This window comes from Corynebacterium hesseae, assembly GCF_037850265.1.
GTDB lineage: Bacteria > Actinomycetota > Actinomycetes > Mycobacteriales > Mycobacteriaceae > Corynebacterium > Corynebacterium hesseae.
The window spans coordinates 192,412-210,028 of the sequence record NZ_CP137211.1 but is presented as its reverse complement, the minus strand read 5'-3'; the positions used below and the strand labels follow the sequence as shown (position 1 = coordinate 210,028).

Below are 17,617 nucleotides of genomic sequence, written 5' to 3'. Positions count from 1 at the left end.
AAACAGCACCGTGGGCCCCGCAACCGGAAGAAGAAACTACCTGGTCTTAGCCGACGCAGGAGCCGGTTGGGGTGGCGTCGACAAGCTGCGTGACATCACCCACGTGGCCGCCCACCTCGTCCGCGGTAAGCGCATAGCCCGTATCGGAATCCTCCACGGAGGCACCAAACACAACGCCCAGCACCTGACCCGCCGGGTTGATCATCGGACCGCCGGAATTGCCCTGCCGGATGCTACCGCGCACCGTGTAGGCATCGCGCTCCACGCGGCCCGTGGAGTAGATATCCGGCCCAGCGATGGTGAGGCGGTCGCGCACGCGCGCCGGCTCCGCAGTGAATGGACCCGACTGCGGGAAGCCCAAGACGATGGCATCGTCCCCAGTCGCGGCTGCTTGCTCCGCCCACGGCAAAGGTTCCAATCCCAGACCCGGGCTATGCAGCACAGCAATATCCACGTCCGGGTTGTAATACACCACGTCCGCTTCCTTGAGGCCAAGGACCGTATCGAGGCGAACCTTATCCGTGCCCGCCACCACGTGGGCGTTCGTGATGACGTAGTCCGGCTTCGTCACAAAGCCCGAGCCCATGAGGCGGCGCGAGCATGCCTCAGCATCACCCAGCACGTGAATGACGGAAGGCCGCACGCGTTCTGCGAGTTTGGGATCCCCAATGTTTACCGCCGGCGCATCCACCTCGACATCGGCGCCAGATCGCTGCCAAGGCGATACTAACGGCGGCAGCCCGGACTCGTTGAGGAGCGCAGCCAAGCCATTCGGCAGCGCCGCCAGGCGCGAGGGCGCCACCGCATTCAGCGAGCTCAGCACACGCGATTCTCGCAGCGCCTGCCCCGGCTGGCCGCCCAGGTTGGAGGCCAAGGGCAAGGACACCAGCCAAATCACCACGATGGCCGCCGCGGCTTGGAAGACCGCGCCAATCGACGAATCCACGCGCTGCCCCGAGCGGGTTCGCATGCGGTCTCGCAGCGCCATGCCAAGCGACGTCCCCACCAGCTGCCCCAGCCCCACCAACAAAATGAGCACACCGACAGCCAGCAAAAAGCGCACGGCCGCCTGGTCCGTCAGCCCCATCACCAGCGGGGCAACCACGGTTCCTAAAACCAACCCCGCAATGATTCCCACCGCTGCGAGGACCGCCGCTAAAGCGCCCTGCCGCCAGCCCACGCGCACAGCGAGGAGCACGGCAATCACGATCAGGATGTCAACAGCTAGGGACACAGGGGGAATACTTTCTTAAGGGCTAAAAAGGAGCAGAACTAGCCTATCTTCTCATTATTCAAAGAGCGATTGAGTGAGTCACGCAGATCATGAACCATATTCTTATCCCATTCCACGCTCCAGCCCGCATGGTCCATCAGCCCGGAGAGCACTCCCGCGGTAAAACCCCACACCACGTATCCCCGTGCCCGGAAGGCCGGCCCCTTCCAGCGGCTTAAGCCCACCATCATGCGGTTGGCCGGATCCGCCAGCTCCCGCAGCGAGACGGTGAAGACATCGTCGGTCTCCGCCGGGCTCGCCGGCCACACGGTGCCCGGTTCATGCCAATACGCCAGGACCGGGCTCACGGTGTTGCCGGTAGCCCGGATGTCCAGTTTGCCCCACTGCTCAAGAGGGGTGACCGTGGAGCGGTCGAGGCCGGTTTCTTCCTCGGCTTCGCGCAGGGCGACGTCGACAAGCGAGGCGTCCCCCTCCTCCCTACGCCCGCCGGGAAAGGCAATCTGGCCGGAGTGCGAGCGCATCGACGGCGAGCGGTGCGTGAGCAGCACCTCACCATCCTCAAAACTCTCGCCCTTCAAGAGCACCAATACTGCCGATTCACGCCGGCGCTTGGCGGCCGGGACATGCCGAATGAGGCGTTCTTGGACCTTGTCTGTATCAACCCCGAGCGCCGGGCGCAGCCACTCCGGGGCATGAGCAGGAAAAAGGCGGCTCACTTGAGCACCTCCTCGACGGCCTCCTCCAAATCTTCTGCGGAGTCGAACGGCTTCACAAACTTCTCCTCCACCGTGCCATCGCGCACCACCAGGGTGATGGGGATAACGCCCGGCAACCCGAGCTCACCTGCGAAGGCGCCGTCATCGTCTTGGTAGCTGGGGATATCAACCTGCAGGTCGCTGAGAAGAGCGGCCCCGTTGGCAGCGTTCGCGTCCGCATGCACGCCGACGACATTCCACGTCGGGTGCGCTCGCGCAAGGTCTTCGAAGAAGGGCAGCTCCGCGCGGCACGGTTCGCACCACCACGCCCACACAGTGACGATCTGGACGTTCTTGGCCGCCGCAGTGCCGGCCGCACCCAAGCACGGAAGGTCCACACCCGCAAGCGGTCCCTCGGGGCATTTGGGGCGCTTGGCCACCTCTTGCTCCTGTGCCTCGGGGAGGGCGACCTCCGGCTCATCATTCTCAAGCAGGTTCACCACGCCGACGAATGCGAGCGCCGCCAGCGCGACAATGGCAGCGATGCTCGCCTTCACGTATCCGGGCCACCGAGAATATTGGCTCATTGCTCCACCTTAACCCCGCGACGGGCACCATGGGGCGAGGACGCAGGCCGCGCACCGTGGCTTTCGCGCGGTGCACACGCGCCGTCCATGGAGGATGAGGCGGTGCGAAAACACCGTTTGCTCCTCTTCGGGCACGCGCTTGGCGACGTCTCTCTCAATCGCCCTCGGAGTCTTCGCCTCGGTCAACCCAAGACGCTGGCTCAGGCGCGTGACGTGGGTATCCACCGTGATCCCCGGCAGGCCGAAGGCATTGCCGCGCACCACCAGCGCGGTCTTGCGCCCGACGCCGGGCAGGGAGGTGAGCTCGTCGATGCCGCGGGGCACCTGCCCATCGAAGTCCGCGACGAGCTTTTCTCCGATGCCTAACAGGTGGCCGGCCTTCGTGCGCTGGAATCCGAGCGGGCGGAGGATGCGCTCGAGGTCAGCACGGTCCGCGGCCGCGTAATCCGGTGCGGAAGGATACCGAGCAAAAAGCTCCGGGGTGACCTGGTTGACGCGGGCATCCGTGCACTGCGCCGAGAGCACCGTAGCAATAAGTAGCTCGAGCGGCGTGGTGAAATCTAGCTCGCAATCGGCGTCGGGATATTCATCCGCCAAGGCGGTACGAATATGAACGATGCGAGCGGCCTCGTCAGCGTCATCGTGGTGCACGGGAAGGTCAGGGGACATAAAAGAGATCTTAGTGACGGCGGCTAGAATGAGAAGCATGATTTCGCTCGTCATCTTTGTGCCGCTGTGCCTCGCGCTGTTTGCCATCCTCATGGAGAAACTTGAGGCGACGGCCTTCGAAAACTAAATAGACCATTCAAGGCGTGTGATTATTTTTCACGTTGGTGGAAATAGTGACTAATTACACTGTATGATATTGTGCAGTGCCTCGTGGCGCACTGGAGACTAGGTGCGTCAAATCAAACCAAACCAGCTTGTGTCCCAGTGTTTTCCGGGCTGCGCAGGCTTTAAGGAGTAACAGTGGAAGGCGTACAGGACATTCTCTCCCGCGCTGGCATTTTCCAGGGCGTCGATCCGGTAGCAGTACAGAACCTTATTGAGCAGATGGAAACCGTCCGTTTCCCGCGCGGCACCACCATTTTCGAGGAAGGTGAGCCGGGAGACCGCCTCTACATCATCACCTCGGGCAAGATTAAGCTCGCCCGCCACGCCCCGGATGGCCGCGAGAACCTCCTGACCGTGATGGGCCCGTCCGATATGTTCGGCGAGCTCTCCATCTTCGATCCGGGCCCGCGCACCTCTTCCGCTGTCTGCGTCACTGAGGTCACCGCAGCCACGATGAACTCTGAGATGCTCAAGCAGTGGGTAGCCGATCATCCGGCAATTGCTCAGCAGCTTCTGCGCGTGCTGGCCCGCCGTCTGCGCCGCACGAACGCCAACCTGGCGGACCTCATCTTCACCGACGTGCCAGGCCGCGTGGCCAAGACCCTGCTGCAGCTGGCTAACCGCTTCGGTGTGCAGGAGGGCGGCGCGCTGCGCGTGAACCACGACCTCACCCAGGAAGAGATCGCCCAGCTCGTTGGCGCTTCCCGTGAGACCGTGAACAAGGCTCTGGCCACCTTCGCTCACCGCGGCTGGATCCGCTTGGAGGGCAAGTCGGTGCTCATCGTCGATACCGAGCACTTGGCCCGCCGCGCACGCTAGGTCTTAAAGGCCGAGCCCGCCTATGCGGCCCTCGGCCTTCGACTTGTCCTAACGCAAAATCCCCCGAGAATTTCTCGGGGGATTTTCCTATGTAGTGCTTTAGTTCTGAGCCGCGAGGTACTTCAGCGCGGTGCGCGTCGACTGCTCAGCTGCGTGACGCAGGACCGGATCGACATCGTCATACATCTCATCAACGAGAGTCTTGACGTCGACGTCCTCACCCAAGCGCCCACGGACCTCCTTGATCTGGTCCAGGCGGTGGTGGCGACGGTCAATGTACTTGCGGGCAACCGCGGAGGTGTCCTCCAAGTCCGGGCCGTGGCCCGGGAAGAGCGCCACGTCCTTGCCGCGTTCTTCCAGAAGATCCAGGGTCTTCAGGTAATCAGCCAAGTCGCCATCCGTCTCAGACAGCAGCACGGTGTGGCGGCCTGCGATGGTGTCACCGGTCAGGATGCCCTCCAGGGTGGAGTTCTTCGCTTCCGCGGACCACACAAAGAAGCAGGTGGAATCTGCGGTGTGACCCGGGGTGTGAACGACCTCAAGCTGCGGGGTGATGCCGTCGACGGTGATCACTTCTCCGTCGACAAGCGCGTCGCCCCCATTGCAGTAATTCGGATCGAAAGAGCGAATGGGAGCGCCGGTGAGCTGACGCAGGCGCTGGGCGCCTGATGCGTGATCATCGTGGCGGTGGGTAAGAAGGATCAGCGCAACCTCGCCCGCCTTCGCGGTCACGACGTTGAGATGACCTTCATCCTCCGGGCCCGGATCAACCACAATGGCGCGGGAATCTTCTCCAGCGCGGATGATCCACGTATTGGTGCCCTCCAAAGCGGTGTAACTGGGATTATCGCACAGCACGACACCGACGGACTGGCTCACGGGACGCAGTTGGCTATATGCAGGATGCTCCATGGTTCTAACCCTATCCGATTACTCAGCGATTTCTACGATGACTTCGATCTCAACGGGGGAATCTTTCGGTAGGACCGCTACCCCCACCGCAGAACGCGCGTGGATTCCGGCATCTCCGAAGACCTCACCCAAGAAGTCGGAAGCACCATTGATGACCGCAGCTTGCTCAGTAAAGGAGGGGTCCGAAGCCACGAATCCAACCACCTTCACCACGCGGGTTACGTGATCAAGACCTACGAGACCATCGATTGCAGCCAAAGCGTTCAGCACGGCCACACGTGCCAATTCTTGCGCCTTTTCTAGGCTCACCTCTGCGCCGACCTTGCCGGAAGCCGGCAATTCACCGCCCACGACGGGCAGCTGGCCAGAGGTCCACACCTGGTTTCCCACGCGGGTAGCTGGGATATAGGACGCGAGGGGGACAGCGACAGAAGGCAGCTCGACGCCGAGCTCTTCAAGGCGGGCAAGCGCACCCATTAGGACTCCTCCACAGGACGCTTGAAATAGGCGACAACATTCTCCGGGTTCATACCCGGGGTGATGGTGACGAGCTCCCAGCCGTCCTCACCCCAGGAATCGAGGATTTGTTTCGTCGCGTGCGTAAGAACCGGCGCGGTGGCATATTCCCATTTAGTCATGGGCTCAATGCTACTAAATACCGATGAGTTCGCCACCCTCAGCGAGGTAATGGGCCCAGCTCGTGATGTGCGGGTTCTTGCGCAGAAGGGCGCGGCGCTGACGCTCCGTGAGGCCGCCCCACACGCCGAACTCCACGCGATTATCAAGCGCATCCGCGCGGCACTCATTGAGCACCGGGCAATGGCGGCAGATTACTGCAGCTTTACGCTGCTCAGCTCCTCGTACAAAGAGTGCATCAGGATCACCGTTGCGGCACTTAGCTTGGGTAACCCACTCACCACGCTCTGTGGTTAACGAGGCATTCTTTACCATTGCGGACCGTCCTGCACCTTTGACACTGACTGCCATGGCTAGGTAACTCCTTCCAAGCTCACCCCCGTCGAGCTCAAAGATCATGAATAACCCTCTACCCGACGGAATATTATGTACCCTTGGTAAGTCTATTCACAGACCGGTATACCTGTCTAACAGGTCACACTTTAGGGGGGTCTCCCGGATATCCTCCTAAACCACTAGTGTGTGGAGGGTGACTGTGATCAAATCCCTGGGAAAGCTCGTCCTGTCCACAGCACTGGTCGGCATCCTCATCGCGCTGGCCATCGCCCCCGTCGCTGGCGTCAGCGGTGTCGCCGTGGCCAGGACCAATGAGACGATGCAATCAGACGTCCAGGATCTCACCAACGGTGATACCCCCGGCGTGAGCACCATCTTGGATGCCAAGGGCAACCCCCTTGCGTATATCTATGAGCAGCGCCGCCATCCAGTGAAACCGGATGAGATCTCGGACGCCATGAAGAAGGCAGTGGTGGCTATCGAGGACCGCCGTTTCTATGAGCACGAGGGCGTCGACTTGCAGGGCAATGTCCGTGCGTTGTGGACCAACCTGGTTGCGGGCGGTGTCTCCCAGGGCGCATCCACGCTTGACCAGCAGTACGTAAAGAACTACCTCCTTTTGGTCAACGCGACTACCGACGAAGAACGTCAGGCCGCGACCGAACAATCCGTGGCCCGTAAGCTGCGCGAAATGCGCATGGCTACGGACATCGATGCCCGGCTCTCCAAGGATGAGATCCTCACCAACTATCTCAACCTCGTCCCCTTTGGAAACCACTCCTTCGGCGTTGAGGCCGCTAGCCGCACCTACTTCGGAACCGATGCCGCGCACCTCACCGTGCCGCAGGCTGCGATGCTCGCCGGCATGGTGCAATCCTCGGAATACCTCAACCCCTATACCAACGAAGAAGGCGTAACTGAGCGCCGCAACGTGGTACTCCAAGCCATGGTTGATAACGGCTCCCTTTCCCAGGAGGACGCCGACGCCTTTTCCCAGCAGCCACTCGGCGTGTTGGACAGCCCTGCAACCCTGGCTAACGGCTGCATCGGCGCGGGCGATCGCGGCTTCTTCTGCGACTATGTGCTGGAATACCTCAACGAAAAAGGCATCGACCGCGAGCACCTTGCGCGTGGCGGTCTGACCGTTAAGACCACGCTTGACCCCGACGTCCAAGACCAAGCGCTCAACGCAGTGCGAAGCAACACCGCCCCGGATGCGGCGGGCGTGGCGGAGGTCATGAACGTTATCAAGCCGGGCACCGATTCCCGCAAGGTCCTAGCCATGGTGTCGTCGCGCACCTATGGGCTCGACCTGAACAACAATGAAACCCTTCTGCCCCAGCCCAATTCTTTGGTGGGCAACGGCGCAGGCTCCGTGTTCAAACTCTTTACCGCCGCGGCCGCCCTGGAGGCGGGCTACGGCATCAAGGACAAGCTGGCCGTGCCCAATCGCTACGAAGCGGAAGGCCTGGGATACGGCGGCGCAGCTAACTGCCCGCCCAACAAGTACTGCGTGGAAAACTCCGGCAGCTACGCCTCCACGATGACCATGCAGGACACGCTGGCCTACTCCCCCAACACCCCCTTCATCCAACTCACCGAGCAACTTGGCGTCGAGCGCCTGGTCGACATCGCCGTCAAGCTCGGCCTGCGTTCTTATGAAGAACCCGGCAGCTACGACGGCGAGTCCTCCATCGCCGACCACATTAAAGACTCCAACCTCGGCTCCTTCACGCTCGGCCCGACAGCAGTGAATGCACTGGAGCTGTCTAACGTGGGCGCGACGGTGGCGTCGCAAGGCATGTGGTGCGAGCCCAACCCCATCGAGGAAGTCACGGACTCCCACGGCAACGAGGTCTACCTCAAACACACGCCGTGCGAACGCGCAGTGGACAAGGAAGTGGCAAAGGCGCTGGAAAACAACATGACCGCCGATACCGAAAAGGGAACCGCCTCCGACTCGGCACGCGCTGCCGGCTTCAGCGGCCAGGCCGCCGCCAAGACCGGTACCACCGAGTCCAACCAGTCCTCGGCTTTCCTTGGATTCAACTCGGCAGTCGCTGCCGCACCGTACATCTACAACGACGGGACCACCACGAGCCCGCTGTGCACCGGCCCGGTACGCCAGTGCCCCAGCGGCAACCTCTTCGGCGGCAAGGAGCCGGCGGCAACCTTCTACACCATGGCCGCGCGCGTCCCCGAAGCACAGAAAGGCACGGTGCCCGATTACGACCGGGCCTACGACTCCGGCAAGGTTTCGCCGCTTATCGACGGCGTGAAGGGCAAGTCCGAAAGCCAAGCCCGTTCCGCGCTGGAGAAAGCCGGATACAAGGTCAGGACCACCGAGGTCCCCGCGCCCGGCGTGGGCTACGGCAAGGTAGTTCGCGTCATCACCGGTCCATCCGGCGCGAAGAAGGGCGCGGAGGTCACGCTCCAGCTTTCCGACGGCTCCGCGAGCGACTCCTCCGATTCTGCGAGCACGAGCCCAGTAGCCTGGGACTCCAACTCGGGCTCCCCGTCCGCACCGAGCGGCGGCGAGCCGGGAGGCGGCCAGTCCGACCCACTATTCACTCAAGAAGACGTTGACCGCTTCACGAATGATGTGCGGAGCTTCTTCGGGCTCTAGCGCATTAGTTCAGGGCGGCCTTCACGGCCGTGGACAGGCGCTTGCCGTCCGCGCGTCCGGCAGCCTTGGCGGTGGCCACCTTCATGACGTTACCCATCTGCTTGATGGTCGCCGGCTCACCGGAGTCCTTCTCAACCTCGGCGATGGATTCTTTAACAAGGGCGTTCAGGGAGTCGTCGTCAAGCTGCTCCGGCTGGTAGGCCTCGAAGAAGGGGACGTCGACAAGCTCCGCCTCCGCCAACTCCGGGCGGCCATTCTCCGCGTAAACCTCTGCGGACTCGCGGCGCTTTTTAATCTCACGGGCGATGACCTTGAGGATGTCCTCATCGGTGATCTCGTGGCGAGAACCGGAAGTTTCCTCCGCCTGGATGGCAGACAGCAGAGAACGGATGGCGCTCGTACGGGCCTTGTCCTTGGACTTCATCGAGGTCTTAAGGTCAGCGCGGATAGTTTCTTTCAACTCACTCATGCCCTTCAATCTACGCCAGCCGGCCAGGTAGTGTGGTGAGGGTGAAGAGTTTCCCTGTCCTTGGCGGACTCGCCGCCGCCGGCCTGGGCACCGCCGCATGGGCGCACTCAGAGCTCACCAAGTTCGAGCTCAAGGAGTACACCCTGCCGCTGCTGGAGCCCGGCACGCTGCGCGAGGAGTCCGAGTTCCGCATCCTGCACGTGTCCGACCTCCACATGATTCCGGGCCAGCGCGCCAAAATCGAGTGGGTCTCAGGCCTCGACGCCCTCGACCCGCACCTGGTGATCAATACCGGTGACAATCTTTCCGACGAGCGCGGTGTCCCCGAGGTCCTCCGCGCGCTTGGCCCGCTGCTGAGCCGCCCAGGGATGTTCTGCTTTGGCACCAATGATTACTGGGCGCCGCGCATCCCGAATCCCTTCAACTACCTGATTGGGAAGAAGAACGAGCCCTCTTATGTGAACCTGCCGTGGAAGGGCATGCGCGCGGCCTTCCTTGAGCACGGCTGGCACGATGCCAACCAGGCTCGCGTGGAATTCAAGGTGGGCGATGTTCGCCTGGCTGCCGCCGGTGTGGACGACCCACACCATGATCTGGATGACTACTCGGAAATCGCCGGCGCCCCGAACGAGGATGCCGACCTTTCCTTGGCGCTCCTGCACTCCCCGGAACCCCGCGTCTTGGAGAAGTTCGCCGCTGACGGCTACCAGCTGTCCTTGTCGGGGCACACGCACGGCGGCCAGTTGTGCCTGCCGTTTAAGGTGTTGGGCTCGCGCTCCATCGTGACTAACTGCGGCATCGACCGCGTCCGCGCCCAGGGCCTGCACCTGTTCGGAGAGATGTACATGCATGTCTCCAACGGGTTGGGCACCTCGAAGTTCGTTCCCTTCCGGGTGTTCTGCCGCCCGTCGGCCACGCTTCTGCGTATCACTGAGAAGGCCGCCTAGGGATACCCCCTCCACGCTGCCGTTTTGTCCTTTCAGACCGGGGTGAGTTACAGTATTCCGGTACCGCTTAGAGCGAGACACCGGGATATGGCGCAGCTTGGTAGCGCGCTTCGTTCGGGACGAAGAGGTCGCAGGTTCAAATCCTGTTATCCCGACCATTAAACCCGCAGGAAACTGCGGGTTCTTTTTCGTTTTCCGCCTGCCCTAGAAGCTGGAAGAACCACCCGAACCGGAAAAGCCCGAGCTAAACCCGCTGTTGACGCCGCCGCTGGAGGAGGAGCTGCTATTGGCGGCGGTGGCGTCGCTGTCCCAGGTGCTCACAACGTAGAAGGGCACGTAGCCGTGGTAGCCGGAACCGGCGAAGAAGTTGGAATCATAGATGCGCGTGCGCTCTGGGCGCTCGTCGGCCTCGTTGCGCTTCTGCAGCTGCGCCTGCAGGTGCTCAGAGAGTAGCGCGGTGCGGTCCAAGAGCTCCAAGTAGCGTTCCATGAACTGCGGGTGATTGGGCTCGTTGGAGAGTGCAACGGCGGCACCTTCCAGCTCCTTGGCGTGACGCTCAAGCGCCGAGTCGATATCCGCCGCCAAGTAGCCTGCCTGGGCCAGGTCTTTACCCAACTCGTAGAGCTCGAAGCGGCGGGCATCGGCATCAGCGTCTTCGATGCGGCGCAGCTTTTCAATGTTGACTTCGGCGGTTTCCACGCGCTCACACAGCTCGCGCGCGTGGGCGATGGGCTCGGCATACGAGCGGAACTGTTCATCCGGCGCATCGGCCGGAATCGACATAAGGGATCCCACCTGGGCATCGATGGCGAGGAAGTCATCGCGAAGGCCCTCCCAGTCCTCACGCAAACGCTCATCCACCAGACCCGATTGCAGCGAGTGCGCCCGGATATCGATCTCCCTCAGACGCTGCGCCACATCGGTATAGGTCTGCGAGACATAGTCCCAGTTCTCGCGCGCCTGCTGCGCCTTCTTCTGCCGGCTGCGACGAGTACCGCCGACGATGCCTGCGCCCGCGCCACCGACGCCCAGGCCCGCCGCCCCGAGGCCAATGGCCGCTCCAATGCGCCCATCTTTCGCGCTCTCGTACTGGGCATCCGCAGCACGGTCCACATCGATCGCTGCCGCCGCGCCAGCAAAAAGCCCAGCAGGAATGTTGTCATCCCGCACGCCCGGCTTAATGGCTTCGATGGACTGCTCCAAATGGCTGTCACCTTTGCGCAGCTTCATCGGCCCGGACACGTCCTCACCCGCAAAGACGAAGGCCTGGCGCGGGTCGAGTCCCACGCCGACGAAGACCTGACCATCGGCGAACTTATCCTTTCCGATGAGCTCCGGGTGATTATCGCGCAGGTACTCCTCCACGGAGTCGTTAACGTTTTCTTTGTTCTTGGCAAAGACCATGTAATGCAGCCCCTGGACCACGTCTGGGGCGGCGATCCGGGAGACATCGCTAAGCATGCGCTCTTCTTCCTCCTGGGTGAGCACATCGTCCGGGTCCATGATGTCAGCCTGCACCTCACGCTGTGCGGGCTGGATGACATAGTCGGAGCGCTCGGGCTCATCGAAGGCCGCCAGGCTCGCACCCGCGCCGATTCCCCCGAGCAACAGACCACCCACCATCGCCGCACCGATGATGGCGCCAACGGAGGTTATTTTGGGTCCGCGGCTGGCAGCAAAAGGTTTGATATCGCGGGAGTCGGTCACGGTGATTCTCCAATTCCTGGGCAGTCGGTGCCGCCAACTTTACCCCCACAATTGGAAACGACGCGGTGCCCCTACAGCAGCCGCGTCGCCCCTATTCCCTATCACTCACAACGGATTGGAGAAACCGTTTGCCTACCCCCTAAGTAGGCTTTGTGAGCGACTTTCACTCTAGCACTCTTTCCATTCACAGCGGTAGCAAAATCTGGAAAACCGAGTAACATATCGTGGTACTTCTGCGATGTGTCGGACGCAGGGCCGTGAGCTAGGCTTTTTCCTTTTCGGCCCGCCCTGCAGGTGCCCCCACGAGCACGAAGGCCGCAATGGTGATTACCCCCAAAATGGCCAGAGCAGTCCACAACTGTGGGGACTGCCCGCCATTACCTGCCACGGTGATGGCGGAGGTGGCCCACTGCATGGGGAAGAGGTGCACGAGCGCGCTCATCGCAGCGTTGAGATCGGTGCCGGTCGACGCCGCCTTCCACGCCCAGCCCACGATGCCAACCTGCGCCACGGCGAGCACGCTGCCCAGGACCCAGCCGCCCGCGCCAAGGCCGCGCGCAAGCGCGTACGCAATGCTTGCCGACGCCACCCCGGCCCCCGCCGCCGCGAGCCCCGCCCAGGCCACCGCGGCTGCGGTCACGCCAGTAGCCAGGAGGGCCACGAGCAAGCCCACGACGACACCAATCAGCACCGCCCCGCCGAGAAGCGTGAGGATGCGGCGCTCCACGCGCGTCAACAGCGCGCCGATAACACCGCCGCCAAGAGCAGCGATGGCTGCTAGCAACATAGCGACAATGGGGCTCAGCAGCTGGGCGGGCTCGCTGCCGCCCTCGGCGGGCCCGGCGACGGTCGGCATCGCACGCTGCGCGCCCTGCACCTTGGTCCGGTTCTGCTTGGCCATGCCATCGACCTTCTCCGCACCGGCAACAAGCTTGTCCACACCCTTCAAGGCCTCATCGACCTTCGCGTTGAGCTCACCGATACCGGCATTGAGTTGCTTCGCGCCCTCGGTGGCTTGGTAGACGCCATCGTGATAGGCATAACCACTGACGGCCAGCTGATTAGAAAGGTCGCGCGAGCCATCCTTGAGTTGCGTCAATTGATCCTGAACGGATTGGTCGAATTGGAAGTTCTCCACCTGGCCGCGCAGATCACCAAGCTGCGAGCGGATGTTCTTCGCCTCCGCCGAGTTGTTTCCTTCTAGGTCCTTTAAGGTGCCGTCGATTGCCTGCAGGAGCTGTCCGCGAACCACGCCGAGGCCCACGACTTGGTCGACGGCCCCGCCGACGCCGTCGGCCAGCTCGGTGGCACCGTTGCCCAGCTGGGCGGTGCCGGACTGCAGCTGCACGAGCCCGTCATAAAGCTCCTGCGAGCCGCCGGCCAGCTGGTCTACTCCACCGCCGAGCTCATCAGCGCCATCCTGGAGCTCCCCTGTGCCGTCAGCGAGTTGCTTCGTGCCGTTGGCCAAAAAGCCGGCTTGGGCATTGGCTTCCGAGAGGGCACGGGAGACGTCGTAAAGCTCAGCCGGATCAATGGTGCCATCACTGGGAGCCCCGGCCTGTTCTTGCGACCAGGTTTCGGCTGGCTGCCACTTGGACACGGCGGCGACGACCGCACCGACAATGAGCGGCACGATGAGCACGAGGGTGAGTATAAGAGCGCGGGTGCCAACCTTCCGGTTAGCGTCAGCAGGGCTGGCTAGGCGTGAGGTCATGTAAAAGAAACTATCGTTCACGCTGGGCAAAAGCGGTCAGGCGCGCGGAAAAGCCCCGCCAGTACCGTGTTCTTCGGTCACTAGCGGGGCTACTGAGGTTACGTAATTAACGCGTATGCGTTAATTACTTCTTCTCCGCGAAGAGCTCGCGCACGCGCTTGCCCAGCTGCGGGGAGACGGCATCCCAGTAGGCGTAGACGCGCTCCTCGGTCTCCGGGGACACGCCAGCCATAGCGTTGGTGATGTTGTCTGCGAGGCGCTCCTTGGCGCCGTCGTCGTAGACGTTCTCGTACAGGTCAGTGGCCTGAACGGTGTCATTGTCCTCGGCGTGGCGGACGTAGGGCGCACGAACCAAGTCGATACCAGCCGGATCCGGGTTCACGTAAAGGTCCGGAGCGGTGGTGGTCTCCTGCTCCTTGAAGCGCAGGTTCTCATCGCCGTCCATGTAGCCGCCGCCCTTGGCGTGGCGGTTCGGCGAGTAGACCGGATCCTCCGGGGCGTTGAACAGGTACTGCATCGAGCCCTCGTGCTCGTAGGTGTTGACCTGGTTGAGCGGCTGGTTCACCGGCAGCTGCTTGTAGTTCGGTCCGATGCGGTAGCGCTGCTGGTCGGCGTATGCGAAGACACGTGCCTGCAGCATCTTATCCGGGGACAGGCCAATACCCGGGACGATGTTGGACGGATCCAGGGCAACCTGCTCAATCTGCGCGAAGAAGTTACGCGGGTTGCGGTTGAGCACGAAGTATCCGACATCCACCAGCGGGTAGTCCTTCTTGGACCAGGTCTTGGTGAGGTCGAACGGGTTGAAGCGGTATTCCTCGGCCTCTGCCACCGGCATGATCTGGACCTTGACGTCCCAGACCGGGAAGTTGCCTTCCTCGATGGCGTTGTAGAGGTCTTCGCGGTGGTAGTCCGCGTTCTTGCCGGCCATCTCAGTCGCCTCGGCGTCGGTGAAGTTCTCCACGCCCTGGCGGGTCTTGAAGTGGTACTTCACCCAGAAGGCGTCACCGGACTCGTTGACCCACTGGAAGGTGTGGGAGCCGTAGCCGTTCTGGTGGCGGGTGGTCTTCGGGGTACCGCGGTCACCCATGAGGTAGGTGACCTGGTGGGTGGTCTCCGGGTTACGGGTCCAGAAATCCCACTGCATGTCAGCATCGCGCAAACCATTAGCGCCCAGACGCTTCTGGGAGTGAATAAAGTCCGGGAACTTGATACCGTCACGCAGGAAGAACACCGGGGTGTTGTTGCCCACGATGTCGTAGTTGCCGTCCTCGGTGTAGAAACGCAGCGCGAAGCCGTGGACATCACGCCAGGTATCCGGGGAGCCCTGCTCGCCGGCGACGGTGGAGAAGCGGCCCATCATCGGGGTCACGGTGCCCTTCTGGAAGAGCTTGGCCTTGGTGTAAGCGGATACGTCCTCGGTAACGTGCAGCTCGCCGAAGGCACCGTGGCCCTTAGCGTGCGGGGTGCGCTCCGGTACGCGCTCGCGGTTGAAGTGTGCGAGCTTCTCAATAAGGTGGATGTCATTGAGCACGACCGGGCCGTTTTCGCCAGCAGTGATGCTGGTGTTTTCCGTTGCAATGGGCTGACCGGAAGGGCGGGTGGTGTTCTCGCCGCCCGGGGCGCGCTGGCCCTTATCCAGAACCTTGTCTGCAACGAACTCGTTTGAAGCGTTAGTCATGGGGTTAATGCCTCCTACAGTTGTTGATAATTTGTGATTCGTTATCAATCTCGGACCTTTCATAGCCTACCCGTTAAAAATGACCTACGCAACAGATTTTTTCCCAAATGTAGACGCCCACAGAGGAGCCCCAGCGGTTCCCGAGGCCCACGCCCCCGACTGGTAAATTATGGGAGGTGAAACGACACTCCGAGCGCGACGATGCGCGCGTCACCGATCTCGCCCTCAAGGCGGGCCGCGGCGACCGCGCAGCCCTCACGGAGTTCATCAAGTCCACCCAAGATGATGTCTGGCGCCTGCTCGCCCACCTCGGCGGCCCAGATATCGCGGACGACCTCACCCAAGAAACCTACTTGCGCGTCATCGGCGCGCTCCCCCGCTTTGCCGCCCGTTCTTCAGCACGCACGTGGCTGCTCTCCCTCGCTCGCCGCGTGTGGGTGGACAACATCCGCCACGACATGGCCCGCCCGCGCAAGTCCGCCACCGAGTATGAGGACGCCGCCGCCCTTGCCGCGACCCCGGAAAGCTCGGGCACGTGGAGCGAGTGGATCGACGCCCGCGCGCTGATCGACGCCCTCCCAGAAGACCGCCGCGAAGCCCTCATCCTGACCCAAGTCTTGGGCTACACCTATGAGGAGGCCGCGAAAATCGCCGGGGTTCGTGTGGGCACAATTCGCTCCCGCGTCGCCCGCGCCCGCAAGGACCTCATCGACCAGCGCGGATAATCGTTATCGAGCCGTTATAAATGGGCGTCGGGAGTCACAGCACCTGCGCAGACGTGCGGCAACTGACAGGTCCTGGCGGCCCGTCCGGTGCCAGCTCAGCGAGAAATCGTAGTGTCAGCTGGAAAATACCTATCGACCACACCTAATCTTTTTCGAGGCACACGTGATAAATCGATAGTCGAACCGGGCCCGCGAGGCTTTCCCGATTGCCCGCACCACACCTTGGGTTGTGATGACATTCCCCGGCGCGTGTGAGATTGAGAGACCTCTTTACCTTATGTGGAAACGCGCAGTGGCCATTTCCATGGCCTTCATTGGTGTCGTCGTCGGCGCCGGCTTTGCCTCCGGACAGGAAGCAATCCAGTACTTCGTGGCTTTCGGAAACATGGGACTGTGGGGTGTACTCCTCGCCTCCGCCCTCATGATCATTACTGGTGTAGCCATTTTGCAGCTCGGCTCCTACTTCCAAGCGGACGAGCACACGGCCGTCTACGACAAGATTAGTGGCCCCATCGTCTCCCGAGTGCTGGACTGGGGCACCCTAGCCACGTTGTTCTCCATCGGCTTCGTCATGTTCGCCGGTGGTGGCTCGACCATCAGCCAGCAGTTTGACGGCGTGCCCATCTGGGTGGGTGGGGCCGTGATGCTCGTGCTCGTTCTGCTGGTAGGCCTCCTCGACGTGGATAAGGTCAGCAACGTCATCGGCGCGATTACGCCCTTCATCATCATCTTCGTGGTTCTGGCCACCGGTTACACCATAATCGTGACGGATGTTGACTGGTCTAGCGCCAATGATTTCGCGGTCAACAACGTCGAAAGCCCTCTCAGCAACTGGTGGCTGGCCGCGCTGAACTACACCGGCTTGAATGTCATGTGCGCGGTGTCGATGTCCATCGTCATCGGCGGCAACATCCTGGATAACCGCGCCGTCGGTGTCGGTGGCCTCATCGGCGGCTTCTTCTACCTGCTCCTGCTCGCCCTGCTCGTGGTCTCCCTCTACATGGTGGCGCCGGACGTATACCATCAGGATCTTCCGGTGCTCACGTTGATCAACAACGTGAACCCGATCCTGGGTTACTTCATGACCTTCATCATCTACGGCATGGTCTTTAACACCGCCATCGGCATGTTCTATGCCATGGGCAAACGCCTAACCCGCAAGAAGCCGAAGCTCTTCTACCCCGTCTACGCGGGCGCCTGTGTCGTGGGCTTTATCCTTTCCTTCGTCGGCTTCAAGCAACTAGTATCCAGCGTTTACCCGATCCTGGGGTGGATTGGCCTGCTCATGATTGCAGTCATGGTCATCAGCTGGATTACCCAGCGTGACAAGATCACCTCCGAGTCTGACCGCCGCGTGCGCGCCCGCACCTTGGTCAAGCGCCGCCTCGACCCGCGCGAGCACTTCACCAAGAAGAACGAGCGCGAGCTGCGTAAGCTGGCCGCTGCCTCCAACATGGAAACGGAGGAGTTCGTCGAAGTCGTCGCCGAGGAAATCCACGAGGAACTCGAGGCCGACGATGAGATTGAATACGACCGCGAGGATCCAGACCCCTCCGTGACCTTCGTGGAGCACACCAAGCCCGAGGTCCCGAAGGACTAGCGCTTCCCGCATGTGTAGCGGGCCGCGCGTCCCGCTACACATAGCCACAATTAGAAAGAAGTCCGCCCCAGAATTCACTCTGGCGGCGGACTTCT

The 17,617-nt window shown here is 62.0% G+C and carries 17 protein-coding genes and 1 tRNA gene; 6 read left to right on the top strand and 12 right to left on the bottom strand.

The window, feature by feature from the left end:
* Positions 1-46: 46 nt before the first annotated feature.
* From R3O64_RS01070 to nth, 4 genes are read right to left on the bottom strand one after another with little or no spacing between them, the layout of a single operon-like run.
* Complete coding sequence (locus R3O64_RS01070) at positions 47-1,234, bottom strand: MarP family serine protease (protein WP_339017144.1); 1,188 nt, start codon at positions 1,232-1,234, stop codon at positions 47-49.
* A 38-nt stretch (positions 1,235-1,272) separates the two neighbouring features.
* Positions 1,273-1,950, bottom strand: coding sequence for an NUDIX hydrolase (locus R3O64_RS01065; RefSeq protein ID WP_143336229.1), 678 nt, complete (start codon positions 1,948-1,950; stop codon positions 1,273-1,275).
* Positions 1,947-2,516 carry a TlpA family protein disulfide reductase gene (locus R3O64_RS01060; protein ID WP_070524075.1) on the bottom strand — a complete coding sequence of 190 codons (570 nt, stop codon included), beginning with the start codon at positions 2,514-2,516 and terminating at the stop codon, positions 1,947-1,949. Before R3O64_RS01060 ends, R3O64_RS01065 begins: the two co-directional genes overlap by 4 nt.
* Before the next feature lie 9 nt (positions 2,517-2,525).
* Positions 2,526-3,185, bottom strand: a complete 660-nt coding sequence (gene nth, locus R3O64_RS01055) for an endonuclease III (RefSeq protein WP_339017143.1) — start codon at positions 3,183-3,185, stop codon at positions 2,526-2,528.
* A gap of 300 nt (positions 3,186-3,485) precedes the next feature.
* Here nth and glxR point away from each other — a divergent pair, with 300 nt between their 5' ends.
* Entirely contained in the window at positions 3,486-4,169 is a 684-nt protein-coding gene (glxR, locus tag R3O64_RS01050; protein ID WP_010189962.1) for a CRP-like cAMP-activated global transcriptional regulator GlxR, read from the top strand.
* Between the two features lie 99 nt (positions 4,170-4,268).
* Here the strand turns inward: glxR and R3O64_RS01045 are convergent, their stop codons facing one another.
* The 4 genes from R3O64_RS01045 to R3O64_RS01030 are packed head-to-tail and all read right to left on the bottom strand — an operon-like array spanning position 4,269 to position 6,068.
* A complete protein-coding gene (locus R3O64_RS01045; protein WP_070524074.1) occupies positions 4,269-5,081 on the bottom strand; it encodes an MBL fold metallo-hydrolase in 813 nt (270 codons plus the stop codon).
* A gap of 18 nt (positions 5,082-5,099) precedes the next feature.
* The gene (locus tag R3O64_RS01040; RefSeq protein ID WP_070565226.1) at positions 5,100-5,558 is read right to left on the bottom strand and encodes a RidA family protein; all 459 of its coding nucleotides are present in this window, start codon (positions 5,556-5,558) and stop codon (positions 5,100-5,102) included.
* Complete coding sequence (locus R3O64_RS01035) at positions 5,558-5,719, bottom strand: DUF4177 domain-containing protein (RefSeq protein ID WP_154737218.1); 162 nt, start codon at positions 5,717-5,719, stop codon at positions 5,558-5,560. The genes R3O64_RS01040 and R3O64_RS01035 overlap by 1 nt, the downstream gene beginning before the upstream one ends.
* 13 nt (positions 5,720-5,732) lie before the next feature.
* Positions 5,733-6,068, bottom strand: coding sequence for a WhiB family transcriptional regulator (locus tag R3O64_RS01030; protein ID WP_180952135.1), 336 nt, complete (start codon positions 6,066-6,068; stop codon positions 5,733-5,735).
* Positions 6,069-6,246: 178 nt separating this feature from the next.
* On the opposite strand from R3O64_RS01030, the gene R3O64_RS01025 reads away from it, so the two are divergent.
* Positions 6,247-8,679 carry a transglycosylase domain-containing protein gene (locus R3O64_RS01025; protein ID WP_246818390.1) on the top strand — a complete coding sequence of 811 codons (2,433 nt, stop codon included), beginning with the start codon at positions 6,247-6,249 and terminating at the stop codon, positions 8,677-8,679.
* A gap of 4 nt (positions 8,680-8,683) precedes the next feature.
* Here the strand turns inward: R3O64_RS01025 and R3O64_RS01020 are convergent, their stop codons facing one another.
* Entirely contained in the window at positions 8,684-9,148 is a 465-nt protein-coding gene (locus tag R3O64_RS01020; RefSeq protein WP_070533780.1) for a GatB/YqeY domain-containing protein, read from the bottom strand.
* Positions 9,149-9,189: 41 nt separating this feature from the next.
* Between R3O64_RS01020 and R3O64_RS01015 the strand changes: the two genes are divergently transcribed.
* Complete coding sequence (locus R3O64_RS01015) at positions 9,190-10,095, top strand: metallophosphoesterase (protein ID WP_339017142.1); 906 nt, start codon at positions 9,190-9,192, stop codon at positions 10,093-10,095.
* An 81-nt stretch (positions 10,096-10,176) separates the two neighbouring features.
* Positions 10,177-10,253: transfer RNA gene (locus R3O64_RS01010), tRNA-Pro, on the top strand.
* A 46-nt stretch (positions 10,254-10,299) separates the two neighbouring features.
* Here R3O64_RS01010 and R3O64_RS01005 read toward each other — a convergent pair.
* The 3 genes from R3O64_RS01005 to R3O64_RS00995 all read right to left on the bottom strand — a co-directional run bounded on the left by R3O64_RS01005 (position 10,300) and on the right by R3O64_RS00995 (position 15,197).
* Positions 10,300-11,802 (bottom strand): DUF5129 domain-containing protein, encoded by a 1,503-nt coding sequence (locus R3O64_RS01005; protein ID WP_339017141.1) that lies wholly within the window; start codon positions 11,800-11,802, stop codon positions 10,300-10,302.
* Between the two features lie 262 nt (positions 11,803-12,064).
* Entirely contained in the window at positions 12,065-13,516 is a 1,452-nt protein-coding gene (locus tag R3O64_RS01000) for a hypothetical protein (protein WP_339017140.1), read from the bottom strand.
* Between the two features lie 124 nt (positions 13,517-13,640).
* On the bottom strand, positions 13,641-15,197 hold the full coding sequence (locus tag R3O64_RS00995; protein WP_070533789.1) for a catalase: 1,557 nt from the start codon (positions 15,195-15,197) through the stop codon (positions 13,641-13,643).
* A 176-nt stretch (positions 15,198-15,373) separates the two neighbouring features.
* On the opposite strand from R3O64_RS00995, the gene R3O64_RS00990 reads away from it, so the two are divergent.
* Positions 15,374-15,922: an RNA polymerase sigma factor gene (locus R3O64_RS00990; protein WP_070524053.1), complete on the top strand. Its 549-nt coding sequence runs from the start codon at positions 15,374-15,376 to the stop codon at positions 15,920-15,922.
* A gap of 277 nt (positions 15,923-16,199) precedes the next feature.
* Complete coding sequence (locus R3O64_RS00985) at positions 16,200-17,522, top strand: hypothetical protein (RefSeq protein WP_339017139.1); 1,323 nt, start codon at positions 16,200-16,202, stop codon at positions 17,520-17,522.
* Positions 17,523-17,617 lie beyond the last annotated feature (95 nt).

Excerpts from the sequence above, each read along its gene's own strand:
- nth (WP_339017143.1), bottom strand. The coding sequence starts at position 3,185 with ATGTCCCCTGACCTTCCCGTGCACCACGATGACGCTGACGAGGCCGCT.
- R3O64_RS01000 (WP_339017140.1), bottom strand. The coding sequence starts at position 13,516 with ATGACCTCACGCCTAGCCAGCCCTGCTGACGCTAACCGGAAGGTTGGC.
- R3O64_RS00985 (WP_339017139.1), top strand. The coding sequence starts at position 16,200 with ATGTGGAAACGCGCAGTGGCCATTTCCATGGCCTTCATTGGTGTCGTC.
- R3O64_RS01030 (WP_180952135.1), bottom strand. The coding sequence starts at position 6,068 with ATGGCAGTCAGTGTCAAAGGTGCAGGACGGTCCGCAATGGTAAAGAAT.
- R3O64_RS01035 (WP_154737218.1), bottom strand. The coding sequence starts at position 5,719 with ATGACTAAATGGGAATATGCCACCGCGCCGGTTCTTACGCACGCGACG.
- R3O64_RS00995 (WP_070533789.1), bottom strand. The coding sequence starts at position 15,197 with ATGACTAACGCTTCAAACGAGTTCGTTGCAGACAAGGTTCTGGATAAG.
- R3O64_RS01060 (WP_070524075.1), bottom strand. The coding sequence starts at position 2,516 with ATGAGCCAATATTCTCGGTGGCCCGGATACGTGAAGGCGAGCATCGCT.
- R3O64_RS01040 (WP_070565226.1), bottom strand. The coding sequence starts at position 5,558 with ATGGGTGCGCTTGCCCGCCTTGAAGAGCTCGGCGTCGAGCTGCCTTCT.
- R3O64_RS01045 (WP_070524074.1), bottom strand. The coding sequence starts at position 5,081 with ATGGAGCATCCTGCATATAGCCAACTGCGTCCCGTGAGCCAGTCCGTC.
- R3O64_RS01020 (WP_070533780.1), bottom strand. The coding sequence starts at position 9,148 with ATGAGTGAGTTGAAAGAAACTATCCGCGCTGACCTTAAGACCTCGATG.